The following is a 15550-nucleotide window of genomic DNA, read 5'->3' as shown; positions in this document are numbered from 1 at the left end:
CGATCTACACATTTCTCTCTAAGATGGCTCCCATTGAATTTAGATCAGACAAAAAAAATAGCGACATGGTTGCTTTTTTGACCTGTGCCTTGCCGCCCGAAGAAAGAGAAACGGTTGAGTCCCCTTCACCCTGATCACGAGCACCCTTTACCGACGGAATTTTCCCGCGGCACAACGCGGCGAGTACTGCTGATCGTTGGCGCACTGCTGACCTTTTATCTGGCCGGGGTCTTCACCCAAGGCTTCGATCGGGACGAGTGGCAAACCATGGTAGCGGCGGCCGGCGTTGCCGATGGCAGCACCCTCTACACCGATATCTGGGACAATCACGGCCCCTTGTTGACGGTTGTCCTGGGTGGTCTGATCAAATGGCTCGACACGCAGGATCACATGCTGCTGATGTTTGGCGGGCGCCTGCTGATGCTGGCTATGCTGGTCGTGATCCTGTGGCTGACCGGCCGACTGGCACGGCGCGCCTGGCCCGACAGCCCCCTTGCCGCTCCTCTGGCCATGGCGGTGCTGCTCTGCAGTCAGGTGTTTTTCGGAAAAGGCCTGGAAATACGTCCGGATGTGCCACTATTGCTGGCCTGGACCACAAGTTTGTGGCTGCTGCAGCGCGGCTTCGACCATAACCGCAACCTCGACTTTTTGCTGGCCGGTACGGTGCTGGGGGTCGGTTTTGCCTTCAGTCTCAAAACCCTGCTGTTGGGAGCGGCGTGCGGCGTAGCCCTACTGGTGGTGGTGATCCGGCGCCGGCGACTGTATCCCCTGTGGCTGCTCACTTTTGGCCTGGGGGTGCTCCCTGCTCCCGTGACCATGTTGCTGTGGCTGCGCCAGGCAGGCTCCCTGCCGGCTTTTCTGGACAGTTATCTGGGGCAGAACTTCGATCGCATCGCCGAATCGTGGCTGCTGGGACTCAAAAAAGCCTGGCAGGCAGAGGAGTTGCTGCTGTTGACGCTGACAGCGGCGGCCTTGTATGCCGTGCGGCGCCTGAAAAAGACATCCCTGCCGGAAGGGATAATCGCTCTGTTGGCCGTTTCGGGCACCCTGCTGCTTCTGTTTCTGCGGCTCCCCACCCACTATGAACAGAGTCTGCTGCCGATTTTGCCGGCCGCGGCGGTGATCATTGCCTGGGCTATCGGTCAATGGTTGCTGCTGGCAAGAAAGACACGCTGGCAGCTGCCCCTGCACAGCGTATTGCTGCTGCTGGCCATCGCCAGCTGTTTTGACCACGCCTGGTTCCGGCATGACAGCGATGAGGACCTGCGCATTGCCCGGATACGCACGGAACTGCTGCCTGATGAGGCGCTGCTATTTGAAGGTGTGGGGCTGCCTCTGTTTCAGCCAAGACCTTTTATCTACAAGGCCTTCGTCAACACCCTGTGCCAACGCATCCGCGAGGGACAACTGGACATCGACCCGGTTCATGAACTGGATCGCAACGATGTCGGCTACGCCGCCTGGGACAAACGGGTAGCGAAAATGGGCGACGACATACGGGCTTTTTTGCAGAACAACTTCCTGCCCCTGCGTGACGGAGGGCTGCTGGCGGCCGGTACGGTTCTGCCGGCGACAAGCGAAGGCAAAATCCGCTGGAAGGTCTGCATCGCCGGACGCTATTTCCTGGAAACCGGCGCCCCGCCCGGCGACCTGCGGGTCGACGGACTGCCGGTGGGCGACGTCGTTGATCTGACCGACGGTCCCCACACCTTTGCCTGGACCGGCGACCACGCCGTTGTTCTAAGTATCGCCCCGCCCCGCTACTGGGCGGCCCGCGATGCCGTTACCGCCTGGAAAACCGGACCGCTGCCCCGGCCCTAAACCAACCCCGACAATCAAGGCTCCGCTCATGACCAAGTTGATCATTCAGATTCCCTGCTATAACGAAGAACAAACCCTGGAAATCGCCCTGCGGCAATTGCCCCGCAGTCTGCCGGGCATTGACTGCGTGGAGTGGCTGATCATCGACGATGGGTCGACGGATCGCACCGTTGAGGTGGCGCGCGCCTGCGGTGTCGATCATATCGTAAGCCACCCCCGCAACCTCGGTCTGGCCCGGGCTTTCATGACCGGCCTGGAGGCCGCGCTGAAAGCCGGCGCCGATATCATTGTCAACACCGATGCCGACAACCAGTACGAAGCGTCCGATATTCCCAAACTCCTCGAACCGATCCTGCAGCAGCGTGCCGAACTGGTGATCGGAGCACGGCCCATATCCACCACCGAGCATTTTTCCCCGATCAAAAAACTGCTGCAGAAATTCGGCAGCTGGGTGGTACGCCAGGCCAGCGGCACCGCGGTGGACGATGCGCCGAGCGGCTTTCGTGCCATCAGCCGCACCGCCGCCACCCGTCTGGTGGTCTTTAACCGTTACACCTACACGCTGGAAACCATTATCCAGGCAGGTCGCCAGGGAATGGCCATCGCCTCGGTACCGATCCGCACCAACGAAGACCTGCGTCCCTCGCGGCTGGTGAAAAGTATCCGCTCCTACGTACAGCGCTCCCTGCAGACCATTCTGCGCATTTCCGTGATCTATTCGCCCGGACGGTTTTTTGCCGCCCTTGCCGTGCTGGCCGGACTGGCCGGCGTATTTTTCATGGGACGTTTCGGATGGTTCTTCCTGCAAGGCGCCGAGGACAGCCATGTGCCCTCGGTGGTGCTCGGACTGGCGGGGATGGGGGCGGCGCTGCTGCTGGCTATTGTCGGGATCCTGGCCGATTTGCTGGCCGTCAATCGCAAACTGCTGGAAGATGTGCGACGCCGCCTGATCGAACTCAGTCTGGACGGTGCTGCGTCGAAACCGCCCTGCGACGCCACGCAGCGAGTTGCCAGCCCACTGCCGGCAGACACAAAAGCGACAGGATCCAATACGCAAACGCCGTGTAGCCCAAAGCAACCATTGTAGCGCCTTCGAGACTCACGCCGTTGAGCATCATCAACTGGACGAATGCGGCGTCGCGGGTGCCCACGCCGCTGACGGTCACCGGTACCAGGCCGGCCAACACACACAGGGGAAAGAGCGCATACGCCACCGACCAGCGCAACGGCAGACCAAAAGCGCTGACCAGGCAACATACGGTCAGGGCCGCCGCCGACCAGACCGCCAGAGAACTGCCTACGGTCTGAAGAACCGCCCCCGGACAACGTACCCAGAGCCGAAAAACCCGCGCCAGTTCGCCCAGTTTGTTACGTACCGCAGACGGCAGGGGGAACCTGTCCAGGGGCACGTACAGGGCCAGCACAAAGGCGCTGCCAACCGCACCGACCAGCAATCCTCCCGCCAGCAATCCCCAACCGATCCCGCTGATCGCAAAACCTGCCAGCCCCAGCAGACCCAGTACCAGCAGGTCAACCAGACGTTCCAGCACCACGCTGCCGACGCCCAGGGTCAATCCGCCATGCTCCCGCAAATAGGTGGCCTTGACCACTTCCCCCCCTTTGGACGGCAAAAAACTGTTGAGAACGTTGGCCATCAGTACCGCGCGCAGGGCCGTGGCATAGGGCAGACGCACGCCCTGGGCGCGCAGCACCCCCTGCCAGCGCAAAGTTCCCAGTACCGGTGCCAGACCGGTCAGTCCCAAGGCCAACCACAGATACCCTTTGACGCTTTGCCGCCAGAGCGAAACCACCTGCGCACCGTCCACCCGGGACACCAGCCAGACCACCAGGCTCGCCGATACCAGCACACTCACGATGCCCGCCAAGCGTTTCTTAGTCATGGGCCTCTTCCTTCCGGCTGAATTCACGCACCCATTCGCCGCCCTGCAGCCGCATCCGGTCCGGTGCGTCCATCCAGGGGCACGCCAAGGTCGATTCCTGGTAGACATTGCTGGCGGCCACATAGATGGAGGTGGCATCAGAACCGGCAGAAAGCCGGCGAAAACCGGTCGCTGCAGGCAGCCGATCCGTTACCCGCAATCGGCCGTCGGCACATTCCAGTACCCGTTCGAAAACCACATCGGTGCGTTGTTTGCCGGTAATCAGCAGCTTTTGCAGCAAGCCGCGCAACAGGTTGGGGAAAAACCGCCCCAGGCTCATGTTGAGCATGCGGAACAGAATCTGTTTGAAGGGACTGGCCAGCTTCTGGGAGCGTACCGCCAGCACCCCCTTGACGCGAAAGACCCCCTGCGCCGGCTGCGCTTCGACGGCATGGTGTTCATCCTGCAGATGCGACACCACCACCCGCCCGTCGGGCAATTCGCCGATCAAGCCGGTGTCGCTGGCCAGACAGCCCTTTTCATCGTAATACTTGAACACGCCGCCCTTTTTCATGCCGGCCACCAGATAGTGACCATGCTCTTTGACCACCGCCAATCCGGCATCGGGCAGCCACTGCACGAAATCGCTGCGGGCATGCAACGATGCCGCCGGCCGCCGGGGGCAGTAGTCCTGCCAGGCCTGCAGCCAGTTGTAGGCCAGGTGGCCGAGCATGCGATCGTCATCGTTATGATAGCGCTTGCCTCTGCCCGCGCCGGCCAGCCAGGCGTCGTTGAGTTGTGCCGCCAGAGGGATGTGCGGCGCCAGCAGCTCGAATCCGTGGGGATAGTAATGATAGGTGTTGCGACTGCCGTATTCGCCGCCGTACGAACCGTCCGGATGCATGAACAGGGCGCAGAATTCCACCGCCTTGCGCAGCGATCCGAGCAGCGCATCGTCACCGCTTTTGCGCCAGTATTTGGCCAGGAAATCTATGCTGCACGTCTGGTAGCCGGGATCGGCACCTTCGTACTCCTGAAACCAGCCTTCCTGCGGGTGCTGCCAGCTCAATACCAGCTCTACCCGCTGTTGCGCACCGCGACGGAAACGCTCATCGCCGCTGAGCAGATAGATACTGTACAGGGTCAGGGCGGCCAGGGCCTGATGATTGCTCAGTCGACCCGACTCGTTATGCCGTAACAGATGTTCTCCGCGACGGCAGAAAAACTCCAGCAACTGCTTGTCGTCAAGCCCCAGGATCTGATAAGCCTCGGTGGCGGCATAAGTCGAAAAAGCCAAGGCCCCCATGGCCCGTTCCCAGGGAAAATAGTCATCGCATGTGCCGTCGTCGTGCGACGCGCGGCGGGCGAAATGCATGCCGGCTACCGCCAATTCGCGCATGCGCTCCAGGCCAAACCAGCGATTTCCAGGGCATTTTTGGGCATACAACAAGGCAAAGGGCAGCACGAATTCCTGGCTCATGCCGCAGGCAAAGTCCCGGGTGCGATAATGCCAGTATTCCCGATCAAAGCAACCGTAAGTACGGCTGTAGGGATTGCGATCGACCAGCCCCGCGAGATGGGGCACATAGCTCATGGCCAGTTCGGCAAACAGGTCTCTTTGAGATTGATGTACCATGCTGTCCTTCCCCTGAAATGCGCTAAAATCGCCCCTGCGAAGATAACGGCTTCAAGTCGCTTATCTCGTTTTTTCAAATGCCGCCAAGTATTCCATAAAACCGCCAAAACAGACAAGGGAAACCCTTGGCATGCGCAGCCCGCAGGCCTCGTAGGCCGCCTCACCGGGACGATCTCCGAGCAAATATGCCTTGACTCCTCCAGCCATTGCCGATAAGCTAAAATGCCTGTCATTACAATGTGTTGCCTGTTTAATTTCATTCTGGAGGAGAAGCCTTTATGACCGACTTGCACCTGACCGACCAGATCATCATTCTTGTTTATCTGACCTTTGTCCTCGGCTTGGGACTGTGGTCCGGACGCCGGGTCAGGGACCTGGAGGATTACGCGGTCGGCGACCGCGGCTACAGCGCCCTGGTCATCGCCATGACCCTTTCCGCCTCGTTTATCGGCGGCGGCTTCACCATGGGCAACGCCGAGAAGGTTTTTACCCTCGGCATTATCAATATTCTGGTCCTCTGGGGCTTCAGTCTCAAAGAGATCCTGGTGGCCGGCTTCATCGGCCCGCGCATGGGGCATTTTCCCAATGCCATTTCCGTGGGCGACGTCATGGAGGTCAATTACGGCAAGATCGGCAAGGTCATCACCGGCGTCTTTTCCGTACTGCTGTGCGCCGGAATCCTCGGTGCCCAGGTCGGCGGCATGGGGTACCTTTTCAACCTCTTTCTGGGGCTGTCGGTACCGACAGGTATTCTACTGGGGATGAGCATCGTCATCCTTTACGATACCCTCGGCGGCATGCGGTCGGTGGTGGCTACCGATGTGCTGCAGTTCTGCGTACTGGCCCTGGGTATTCCTCTGGCCCTGATCCTGGGCATACGCCAGGTCGGCGGCCTGGAAGCCCTGGCCGCGCGGGTGCCGATGGACCATTTCAACCTGACCGCGCATCTTACTCCGGTGCAGATCCTGTCGCTGTTTCTGACCTTTCTGCTGGGAGAAACGCTGGTACCGCCGTACGTACGACGCCTGTTCATCAGCCGTAAGACCCGCGCCATCTGCCGCGGCACCCTGTGGAGCGGCTTATTTTCCATTCCGTTTTTCGCCATCGCCGGCGGTATCGGCCTGCTGGCGCTGGGACTCAATCCGGAGCTTAATCCCAATCTCGCCTTGCCCTATGTGGTCGAAACCGTCCTGCCCATCGGGCTGCGCGGACTGGTTGTGGCCGGCATCATCGCCGTGGTCATGTCCTCCGCCGATTCGTTCCTCAACAGCGCTTCGGTGGCTTTCGTCAACGATATCGTCAATCCCTTGCGTCGACACCCCCTGACGCCCAAGCGCGGACTGCTGTTCGCACGGCTGGCCACCCTTCTTACCGGCTCCATCTCCGTGGTGTTCGCCATCCGCATCAAAAGCCTGATCGATATTCTGATTTACGCCTACAACTTCTGGTCGCCCATTATTCTGGTGCCCCTGGCCGCCACCCTGCTGGGCGTACGCGCCGGAACCGCAGCCTTCTGTGCCGGTGCGGCGGCCGGTTTGGGCGGTGTCTTCATCTGGAACCAGGTGCTTGGAACGCCTGGAGGCTTTGACGGTCTGCTGGTCGGCGTGTTCGCCAACCTGCTGGTATTCTGCGTCACGGCGCGCTTGTGCCGGCAACCGGCGACGGTTCCGGAAGGGGTTGCCTGACAGCGTTTTTCTAAAAAAGAAGCATCCCGAAGCCCTCTGAGTCGTCGCTTTGATTCAGAGGGCTTTATTATGCAAAAACCAAGGCTGAAGCTTCCTTCGACATTCTTGCGAAACCATCGCAGAACGGAAAAATGCCGCCCAAGACTTGGCTAACCCGCCAGAATATTTATACTTAAGTATGTAACAATGATGGAGCGGTTTCAAACCGGAGGTGCACATGCCCGATATCCTCAAAGTACTGATCACCCGCGATTTGTTGCCATATTTCGAATCGGACAGGGATTTTGCCCGACAGGAAGGATTTTCCCTGCAGGTGGTCGAAGATGGCGCCGCGGCATGGAAGGAACTGGATCAGGCCTGGCCTAACCTGGTGATGATGGATCTTAACGCCGCAGGCATGCCGGGAGACGAATTCTGCCGCCGCCTTAACAAGGAACGGCAATTGCGGCATATTCCGGTGGTGCTGATGGTGGAAAGCCAGGAACCCAAGGAGCTCAACCGGTGTCTCAAGGCGCGCTGCGCGGATATTCTGTTCAAACCGTTGAGCAAACATCTGCTGATGGCTGCGGCACGCCGCATCCTGGGGTTGACCTACCGTACCTTTCCGCGCATTCCCATGTGCCTGGAAGTATCCTATGGCGATGCGCCCGGCGAAAGGCAGACCGGCGCGTGCGTCAACCTGTGTAGCGGGGGTATGTTTATCGAAACCGTACGGCCGTTGCCCGTCGAGCAACGATTGCACCTCGAATTCGTTCTGCCCGGCACCACCAGGCATATCGCCTGCCAGGCCAGCGTAGCCTGGGTAAACGACGCCCAGAACCCCGTCAACAAAAACCTGCCGGCCGGCATGGGTCTGCAGTTTCTCTCCCTCAACCTGACGGAGCTACTCGCCATCTGCCGTTATATCCGCCGGCGCAGCATTGCGCCCGAGGGCTGATGCCTGGCTTGCATCCGACCTTCCGAAAGAGCCGGATATACCTGCAAACCCGCGTTACCGCACCGGTGCGGCGTTAAGGTCAAGACGCTGCAAGCGCCATAGCCGCGCGTACAGCCCCTGCCGTGCCAGCAGTTCGGAATGCGTCCCGATTTCACGAATCCGACCCCGATGCAGCAGCACGATGCGATCAGCCCGTTGTACCGAACGCAATCGATGGGCGATAACCAGCACCGTACGACCATGCCGGGAGCGTTCCATCTGCTGCTGCACAACAGCTTCGGTAGCCGCATCCAGGCGGCTGGTCGCCTCGTCGAAAAGTAAAATGGCAGGGTCGGCGGCCAGGGCGCGCACCAGGCATAACAACTGGCGTTCTCCCGCCGAAAGGTTGCGTCCGCGCTCCATCAACTCCCCCTGCAATCCCCCGAGCCCCTCCACCACCGCCCAGGCGCCGCAGCGTTCCAGTAATTCCCGCAACTGCGCATCGGAAAGACGCCCCATGGGATCAAGGTTGTCCCGCACCGTTCCGGCGAACAAAAAGGGCTCCTGGGAAACCCAACCGATGCGACGACGCACCTCGGTCGGATCGAGTGCGTCAAGCTGCTGGCCGTCAAGCAGAATTTGTCCCCGGGTCGGGGTGTAAAATTTCAACAACAGACGGCCGAGGGTCGTTTTGCCGCTGCCCGTATCCCCCACAATGCCGATCATCTCCCCCGGTGCGACGTCCAGTTCCAGATCGGTAAGCACCGCATCGCGACCGTCATAACTGAAGCACACCCGGTCGAAATGCAAGGCGCCGCGTCCCTGTCCGCGAAGTTTGACGCCGCCGGCTTCGACCTGCTGATCGAGCAACCCGAAGATACGCTCCAAAGACGCGTTGCTGGCCTGCAACAGGGAATATTGGCCGCTCAGCTTGCGCAGCGGAGCAAAAAACCGCTGGACATACTCGAGAAAGGCGACCAGGGTACCGAAAGTGGCGACCCCTTCCATTGCCGACAACCCGCCGCGCCAAAGCACTCCGGCGATAGCCAGTGCGGCAATGGTTTCCAAGGCGCTGAACAGGAATACGTCCCAGCGAATGGCGGCAAAAGAACAGCTTCGATAATCCTCCTGCAGGTCCGCGAATTCGGTCAGGGTCCGCTGTTCCTGTCCGAACAGGCGCACCGTGCCGACCCCGGCGATACGTTCCGCCAGATAGCCGTTAAGCTCGGCCAGGCGCGCCCGCACCTGGCGCATGGCCTGGCGCATGCGGCGCCGGAACAGCAACAGCACCATCCCCAGCAGCGGCAACAGGGCAAATGCCACCAGGGTCAGAGTCGGACTCAGCCACAGCATGGCTGCCACCACGAACACCAGGGAAAAGACTTCCCCGAAGGCGGCCGCGACCCCCGAACCGAACAGTTCGCCCACATTCTCAACATCGCTGGTAAGACGTGTCACCAGGCGGCCGGACGGATGATGGTCAAAATACTCTACCGGCAAACGCAACAGGTGCCGGAACCCCCGGCTACGCAAATCCGCGGTAATCTTCTGCCCCACGCCCTGCGCCAGATAGCCCTGCCAGAAACCGAGCAGACTCTCGACACACGCTGCCGCCAGAAACAGTGCCGCGACCTGTGCCAGACCGGCCAGTCGGCCGGGCACGATATGGTTGTCGATGGCGATCTTTACCAAAAAAGGCTGTACCAGACGCGCCGCCGTGGCCATCGGCAACAGAACCATGGCCAGCACGGCGGCAACGCGATAGGGGCGTATCAGACGCACAAACCGCCGGAACAGGCTCCAATCGAGATGACGTCCGGTGACTTCGTCCATATCGAACATTCCGCGCCTCACGACAAGCCCTCCAGTTCACGCTGTAGTCGTTCTTTTTCCAACAACCGGGCGTACACCCCTTTTTGCGCACGCAAGGCATCATAGGTCCCGGATTCCACCAATCGTCCGGCATCCAGCACCACGATGCGATCCGCCCCCGCCAGCAAAGAGGCCTGTCCCGAGGCCAGAAAAACGGTTTTCCCGACCAGCCATCGCCGAAGCTGCCGCCATACGGATTGCGCCGTGGCGGCATCAAGATGGCTGAAAGGATCATCCAGCAACCACAGACCGGCATCCCTGGCCAGAGCCCGGCCGAGGCAAACCCGCTGGCGCTGCCCCCCGGACAGTGCCTGGCCGCCTTCCCCGACACGGGTGTCAAATCCTTGCGCAAAACCCGCGATGTCATCCTGCAGGCAGACGGCCTCGACCACCTTTTGCAACAGATTGTCATCGGCATCGGGCACGGCGTACAGCAAATTATCCCGCAGCGAGCCGGAGAACAATCGACCCTCCTGGGGCACCATGGCGACCCGCTGCCGGTATGCCCCGCCATCCAGTTGGGTCAGATCCCGACCATCTATGAACAACTGTTCCGGCTCAGGAACATAGAGCCCGGCCAGCAATCGCAGCAGGGTACTTTTACCGGAACCTGTCGGGCCGGCCACACCGATCAGACTGCCGGGCGCCACCTCCAGCTGCAAATCCCGTAATACCGGCTTGTCGACATAACCGAAGGTCAGGTTGCGAAAGCACACCGCTGGCGGACCTTGCCGCTGCGCAATAGGCAGCCCTTTGGGCGGCTGCTGCAACTGCAGAATATCCGCCAGACGCTCGGCGCTGGCGGCACCGCGCTGGACCAACCCCAGTATCCAGCCGAGCATCAGCGTCGGCATGGTCAGTTGCACCAGATAGGCATTAAACGCCACCAGTTCTCCCAGGGACAGCTGTTGATCGATGACCCTGCGGCCGCCGAAGTACAAGACCAACAAAGTGCCCAGCGGTGCGATAAGCGCCATGCTGGGACCGATGGCATTGCGCAACCGGGCCAAAACCAGGCTGGCGTGCAGATAACGTTCGTTGAGGGTGTCGAAATATGCGCCGCGCAAGCTCCGCAGGCCATAACTGCGAATCACGGCGTGACCGCCGATGCCCTCCTCCAGCGTCTCGCTGACCTGGCCCAGGCCTCGTTGAACCTTGGCTGAAGCTGCCAGCAGGCGACTGGACAGATAGCGGGTCAGCAAAAACAGCAGGGGATAGGGCAACAACGCAACCAGGGTCAGAACCGGCGACATGCCCAGTAAAACAACCAGGGTCATGCCATACACCATCAACGTATTGACAAAGATCATCAGCCCGAAACCGGCCAGAGTACGCAGATTGCCTATATCGTTGGTGAACCGGGACAACAAATCCCCGGTGCGATAACGGTCGAAAAAAGACCCGCCCTGCTGGAGCAGGCGAGCCAGTAGATGCTGACGCAAATCGTTTTCCAGGCGGCAGGCGGTGTGCAGAAAACAATGGCGGGATCGACTGCGGGTGGCATAGCGCAGCAACGCCATGACCGCCAGCAGCAGTCCGGCACCGTACAGAGTCTGCGCACGGTGCTGCTGTACGGCATCGATCCCGACCTTAAGCAGCCAGGGCCCCAAAAGGCCCAACACATCGGTCACCAGCAGCCACAGCAATCCGGCCAGAAGAATCGACCGGTACGGTTTGAAATAAGGCAGTAAAAAGCGCAATCGGCGCATACGAGCCTCTTGTCGAACAAGGAAGGTCAGTGAGATCGATTCGGAAACAGGTGGACGTGGAGGCCGAAGCGGAAAATGAAAATCGCGAACAGATTGTCGTAAATTCGCAGGCGAACAGTGCCTTTGTCGCTCAGAAATTCACGGAAATACGGATCGATTTACCGATTTAGCCGGTGATTCATTCCGAAGCCCGGCTGCCTCCTCGTGTGTAAAGTGCGACCGCAGCCGCTGCAGCAGAAGATTGGCAGCCAGGCCGTTTATGGTTCCGGTAACCAGGCCCAGCACGAGTAACAGCGGCAACAACCGCCACAATCCGTCGTGCTGCAGCAGCCAGCCGGCCACCAGCAGTTGCCCGAACAAGTGCCCCACCGCCCCCAGCAGCGACACACCGACGGGGCTGAGACGACAACCGGCCAAAACATGGGCGGTCGTCATCAGGGCTGTAGCGATCGTACCACCGGCCAGAGCCAGAAAAAAGGTCGGAGAAAAGAGCGTGCCGAGCAGCAGACTGCCGATGCCGATGCGTGTAAAAGTTACCAGCCAGGCGGCGCGACCGCCGTACAGGAACAGGGCGCAAAGGGTCAGGATGTTGGCAAGGCCCAAACGCAACCAGGGCAACGGTGATGGCAGCAGCACTTCCAGGGTATGCACCCCGATGGCCAGCGCGCTGAACAGGGCCAGCTGAACCTCGCGGCGGGTTTGATGGCGCTCAGCGGCTGAGAAAGTCATAGTCGTTTGCATCCGTTGCCGGACCGCAGATACGAACCAGCAACCTGTTAGGCAGGCAGACGAGCATCTGCCCCTGTCTTTGAATGGAACCCTGCCGTTGGCACAGGTGACGGGGACAGGAGGATGACTCGATCCGGACCTGTCCTTGCTCCACCAGCACCACCGTGGGACCGTAAGGGCCATCCAGGGACACCCGTCGGTGGGTATCGAGCGGGGCGGAGAAAAGCACCCGTCCGTCACGTTCCACGATCACCCTGGCACCTTCGGGACCGCGCATCAGCGGCCAGGCAACCAGGGCAGCGAGGAGCAATATGCCCATAAGACCGCCATCCCAGATCGTCAACCGCGTCGGCAGGGTCATGGCCAGGCAACCCGTTCCCGCAAGCCGGGACTGATCAGCGTGCTGCCGTCCGCGGCAACCACCAGCCCCCAGGTTCGCGGGTAACGTTCCAGCAGCGCCAGTCCTGCCTTGGGCCCCAGCACGAACACCGCGGTGGCCAGCGCATCGGCTAAACCGGCCCGGGCAGACACCACGGTAACACTCTGGCAACGTTCTGCAGGCAGACCGGTGTCCGGGTCGAAAAGATGATGGTAGCGCTTGCCGTTTTGCTCGAAAAACCGCTCGTAATCGCCGGAAGTAACGATCGCCATCGGTTCGGGCAGAACCAGGGTGGCCAGCAGGGCATCGGCCTGGCGGGGATGACGAATGCCAATCCGCCAGGGGCCGGCACGCCGGCCGATGAGGCGCAGATCGCCGCCGGCGTTGACCGCGGCGCATTGAACCCCGGCCTGCTCCAGCACGGCAACGGCACGATCGATGATATAACCTTTGGCTATGCCGCCTAAATCGATCCGGGCATCGGACCGTTTGACCACCTCGCCTTTGTCCACCACCAGCATGCCGGGACCGGTACCGACCAGTGCCGCACGGATTTCCTCCGCAGACGGCCGCCGGGGATGCGCCGATCCGAACCCCCAGAGGGCCTTGAGACGTCCCAGCGTCATGTCGAAAGCACCGCCGCTGGCTTGGCCCACCTGCACCCCTTCGGCAAGAATATCCAGCGTTTCAGGCGCCACCTTGACAGCCCCCACAGACTCTGACAAATGAGCCACATCGCTGTCGCGGCGGGAACCATCGGTCAGTGCCTGCAAACTGGCCATTTCGGCAAAAGCCGCCTCCACATCTTCAATGTAGCGTTGCGGATGCGGGTCGTAAACGGTGATTTCCACCACGGTGCCGAGCAACAGCCGGGTGCGGATCAAAGGTTGCTCCCGGTCCTGCAACACATGCCAGAAGGCTGCAGCGACGCCGAACCACAACAGAACGATGGCCAGCAGACGATAGCGAGACACGGAACCACCTCCGCAACAGAGGAAACAGGGTTATGGGAAGGGGGTTACTCGTCGGACTCGTCGACGATTTCACCGATAAGATCGTATTCCGACGAATCGGTAATACGCAACGGTACGATCTGTCCGACATCGGCCTGACCGGCGGTGATGTAAACCTGCCCGTCGACATCGGGGGCCTGGCGAATACTGCGCCCGCTGAGAAGCAGCTCGGTCTCTTCGCTGTAGCCTTCGACCAGCACCGGCTCAACACGTCCGATCAGGGCCCGGTTGCGGCGGAAAGAAACCCGCTGCTGGGCCTTCATCAGTTTGTTGTAGCGGCTTTTTTTGACCCCTTCGGGCACTTGGTCGGGCAAGCTTGCCGCCGGCGTATCTTCTTCGCGGGAGTAGCGGAACACGCCAACCCGGTCGAAATGGCCCTCCTCGACAAACGCCAGCAACTTGGCGAATTCCGCATCCGTTTCGCCGGGAAAACCGACGATAAACGAAGTCCGCAGCGTCAAATCGGGAATCCGCTGACGCATGCGATGGATAAGATCACGAATGGTATCTTCCCCGACCCGCCGATTCATGCGCGCCAGCACCCGATCATCGATATGCTGCAGGGGCACATCGAAATAACTGCAGATCTTTTCCTCGGTCGCCACCAGCTCGATCAGTTCATCGCTGATACCGTCGGGATAGGCGTACAGCAGGCGCAGCCAGCGCAGCTCGGAAATCTTGACCAGCTCGCGTAGCAGCCCCTCCAGGCTGGCCCCGTCGTGGCGGTCGGCACCGAAAGCCGTGATGTCCTGAGCGATAAGATTGACTTCCTGCGCCCCTGCCGCCACCAGGCGTTCCACTTCGGCCACCACCGATGCGATGGAACGGGAGCGCAGCGGCCCGCGCAGCTGCGGAATGATACAGTAGGAGCAGAGATTGTTGCAGCCCTCGGCGATTTTCACATAGGTCGAATAAAACGGCGAAGAAGCGACTCGCGGAGTGGTGTGATCGTAAAGATACTGCGGCAAGCCCACCGACTGGCGAACATCTTCGCCACGGTCGTGGGCTTCAATGAGTTCCAGGATGCGCGGCACATCACCGGTGCCGAGCAGAATATCGACCTCCGGCAGTTCCTTGGCCATATCTTCCGCATAACGCTGGGACAGGCAACCAGTCACCACCAGCAAGGTACAGTTGCCGGATTTTTTATATTCGATGGCCTCGAGAAGGGTTTCCACCGATTCCTCTTTGGCGTCGCTGATGAAACCACAGGTATTGACGATAATGATATCCGCCTGAGCCTCATCGGTGGTAATTTCAAACCGATCCTGGGGCAGATACCCCAACATCACCTCGGCATCCACCAGATTTTTGGCGCAGCCCAGGCTGATCATACTGACTTTGCGTTTTTCCACGGAGTCTGATTCCTTCACGTCCTGTACGGTCACCCGGTATCAGGAGCGCATGTTGATAAACTGCAGTTCGATACCTACGTCCTGACCCTTGAGAAGCTGTATAACGCTCTGCAGGTCATCGATTTTTTTGCCCGAAACGCGAACCTGGTCGTCCATGATCTGGGCCTGGACCTTGAGTTTACTGTTCTTTATGAGCTTGCAGATTTCCTTGCCCTTTTCCTTGGAAATCCCCTGCACGATCGCCACCCTCTGGCGTACCGCGGTGCCGGAAGCGGGTTCTTTTTTGCCGAAATCGAGACATTTAGGAGAAACATTGCGTTTGGCCAGCTTCCCTTTAAGCACGTCAATCACGGCATCCAACTTGTAATCGTCGGCCCCGAGCAAAACGATGGCCTCGTTTTCCAGCTTGATCTCGTTGTGCGTCCCCTTGAAATCGTAACGCTGGAGAATCTCCTTCAAGGCCTGATTGACGGCATTGTCGATTTCCTGCATGTCGACTTTGGACACAATATCGAAACTTGGCATAGCATACCCCTTCCAGCAAAATTTTCCAGA

At 60.1% G+C, this 15550-nt stretch carries 13 protein-coding genes and 1 pseudogene; 5 read left to right on the top strand and 9 right to left on the bottom strand.

Going from position 1 to position 15550, the window contains the following annotated elements:
• The first annotated feature begins 114 nt into the window (after window positions 1–114).
• Window positions 115–1821: an ArnT family glycosyltransferase gene (locus PCAR_RS00785; RefSeq protein ID WP_041531190.1), complete on the top strand. Its 1707-nt coding sequence runs from the start codon at window positions 115–117 to the stop codon at window positions 1819–1821.
• 28 nt (window positions 1822–1849) lie between these two features.
• Window positions 1850–2908, top strand: coding sequence for a glycosyltransferase family 2 protein (locus PCAR_RS19175; protein WP_011339691.1), 1059 nt, complete (start codon window positions 1850–1852; stop codon window positions 2906–2908).
• A gap of 4 nt (window positions 2909–2912) precedes the next feature.
• Here the strand turns inward: PCAR_RS19175 and PCAR_RS18940 are convergent.
• Together PCAR_RS18940 and PCAR_RS18720 are read right to left on the bottom strand one after the other, a co-directional pair.
• Window positions 2913–3722 (bottom strand): annotated as a pseudogene (locus PCAR_RS18940) (lysylphosphatidylglycerol synthase transmembrane domain-containing protein); the annotation flags it as partial.
• The gene (locus PCAR_RS18720; RefSeq protein WP_011339689.1) at window positions 3715–5337 is read right to left on the bottom strand and encodes a hypothetical protein; all 1623 of its coding nucleotides are present in this window, start codon (window positions 5335–5337) and stop codon (window positions 3715–3717) included. The pseudogene PCAR_RS18940 and the gene PCAR_RS18720, both read right to left, overlap by 8 nt.
• Before the next feature lie 278 nt (window positions 5338–5615).
• Here PCAR_RS18720 and PCAR_RS00765 point away from each other — a divergent pair, with 278 nt between their 5' ends.
• Both PCAR_RS00765 and PCAR_RS00760 read left to right on the top strand, forming a co-directional pair.
• The gene (locus PCAR_RS00765; RefSeq protein ID WP_011339688.1) at window positions 5616–7022 is read left to right on the top strand and encodes a sodium:solute symporter family protein; all 1407 of its coding nucleotides are present in this window, start codon (window positions 5616–5618) and stop codon (window positions 7020–7022) included.
• A gap of 217 nt (window positions 7023–7239) precedes the next feature.
• Window positions 7240–7959 carry a response regulator gene (locus tag PCAR_RS00760; RefSeq protein WP_011339687.1) on the top strand — a complete coding sequence of 240 codons (720 nt, stop codon included), beginning with the start codon at window positions 7240–7242 and terminating at the stop codon, window positions 7957–7959.
• Between the two features lie 54 nt (window positions 7960–8013).
• On the opposite strand, the gene PCAR_RS00755 is transcribed toward PCAR_RS00760, so the two are convergent.
• Window positions 8014–9792 (bottom strand): ABC transporter ATP-binding protein, encoded by a 1779-nt coding sequence (locus PCAR_RS00755; protein ID WP_148204265.1) that lies wholly within the window; start codon window positions 9790–9792, stop codon window positions 8014–8016.
• The gene (locus PCAR_RS00750) at window positions 9789–11519 is read right to left on the bottom strand and encodes an ABC transporter ATP-binding protein (RefSeq protein ID WP_011339685.1); all 1731 of its coding nucleotides are present in this window, start codon (window positions 11517–11519) and stop codon (window positions 9789–9791) included. The genes PCAR_RS00755 and PCAR_RS00750 overlap by 4 nt, the downstream gene beginning before the upstream one ends.
• A gap of 29 nt (window positions 11520–11548) precedes the next feature.
• Between PCAR_RS00750 and PCAR_RS18715 the strand changes: the two genes are divergently transcribed.
• Window positions 11549–11689, top strand: a complete 141-nt coding sequence (locus PCAR_RS18715) for a hypothetical protein (protein WP_158447387.1) — start codon at window positions 11549–11551, stop codon at window positions 11687–11689.
• On the opposite strand, the gene PCAR_RS00745 is transcribed toward PCAR_RS18715, so the two are convergent.
• The 5 genes from PCAR_RS00745 to PCAR_RS00725 are packed head-to-tail and all read right to left on the bottom strand — an operon-like array spanning window position 11658 to window position 15520.
• A complete protein-coding gene (locus tag PCAR_RS00745) occupies window positions 11658–12248 on the bottom strand; it encodes a Gx transporter family protein (protein ID WP_011339684.1) in 591 nt (196 codons plus the stop codon). The genes PCAR_RS18715 and PCAR_RS00745 overlap by 32 nt on opposite strands.
• The gene (locus PCAR_RS00740; protein ID WP_011339683.1) at window positions 12229–12609 is read right to left on the bottom strand and encodes a NusG domain II-containing protein; all 381 of its coding nucleotides are present in this window, start codon (window positions 12607–12609) and stop codon (window positions 12229–12231) included. Before PCAR_RS00740 ends, PCAR_RS00745 begins: the two co-directional genes overlap by 20 nt.
• Complete coding sequence (locus PCAR_RS00735) at window positions 12606–13601, bottom strand: FAD:protein FMN transferase (protein WP_011339682.1); 996 nt, start codon at window positions 13599–13601, stop codon at window positions 12606–12608. Before PCAR_RS00735 ends, PCAR_RS00740 begins: the two co-directional genes overlap by 4 nt.
• A 44-nt stretch (window positions 13602–13645) precedes the next feature.
• Window positions 13646–14974: a 30S ribosomal protein S12 methylthiotransferase RimO gene (gene rimO / locus PCAR_RS00730; protein ID WP_041531445.1), complete on the bottom strand. Its 1329-nt coding sequence runs from the start codon at window positions 14972–14974 to the stop codon at window positions 13646–13648.
• A 60-nt stretch (window positions 14975–15034) separates the two neighbouring features.
• Window positions 15035–15520, bottom strand: coding sequence for a YajQ family cyclic di-GMP-binding protein (locus tag PCAR_RS00725; protein ID WP_011339680.1), 486 nt, complete (start codon window positions 15518–15520; stop codon window positions 15035–15037).
• Between the last annotated feature and the right edge of the window lie 30 nt (window positions 15521–15550).

The organism is Syntrophotalea carbinolica DSM 2380, from assembly GCF_000012885.1.
Classification (GTDB): domain Bacteria; phylum Desulfobacterota; class Desulfuromonadia; order Desulfuromonadales; family Syntrophotaleaceae; genus Syntrophotalea; species Syntrophotalea carbinolica.
This window is presented reverse-complemented; position numbering and strand designations above follow the sequence as displayed.

What these genes read in the sequence shown, in the direction of transcription:
- PCAR_RS19175 (WP_011339691.1), top strand. Translation starts at nt 1,850, where the DNA reads ATGACCAAGTTGATCATTCAGATTCCCTGCTATAACGAAGAACAAACC.
- PCAR_RS18720 (WP_011339689.1), bottom strand. Translation starts at nt 5,337, where the DNA reads ATGGTACATCAATCTCAAAGAGACCTGTTTGCCGAACTGGCCATGAGC.
- PCAR_RS00765 (WP_011339688.1), top strand. Translation starts at nt 5,616, where the DNA reads ATGACCGACTTGCACCTGACCGACCAGATCATCATTCTTGTTTATCTG.
- PCAR_RS00760 (WP_011339687.1), top strand. Translation starts at nt 7,240, where the DNA reads ATGCCCGATATCCTCAAAGTACTGATCACCCGCGATTTGTTGCCATAT.
- PCAR_RS00750 (WP_011339685.1), bottom strand. Translation starts at nt 11,519, where the DNA reads ATGCGCCGATTGCGCTTTTTACTGCCTTATTTCAAACCGTACCGGTCG.
- PCAR_RS00745 (WP_011339684.1), bottom strand. Translation starts at nt 12,248, where the DNA reads ATGACTTTCTCAGCCGCTGAGCGCCATCAAACCCGCCGCGAGGTTCAG.
- PCAR_RS00740 (WP_011339683.1), bottom strand. Translation starts at nt 12,609, where the DNA reads ATGACCCTGCCGACGCGGTTGACGATCTGGGATGGCGGTCTTATGGGC.
- rimO (WP_041531445.1), bottom strand. Translation starts at nt 14,974, where the DNA reads ATGATCAGCCTGGGCTGCGCCAAAAATCTGGTGGATGCCGAGGTGATG.
- PCAR_RS00725 (WP_011339680.1), bottom strand. Translation starts at nt 15,520, where the DNA reads ATGCCAAGTTTCGATATTGTGTCCAAAGTCGACATGCAGGAAATCGAC.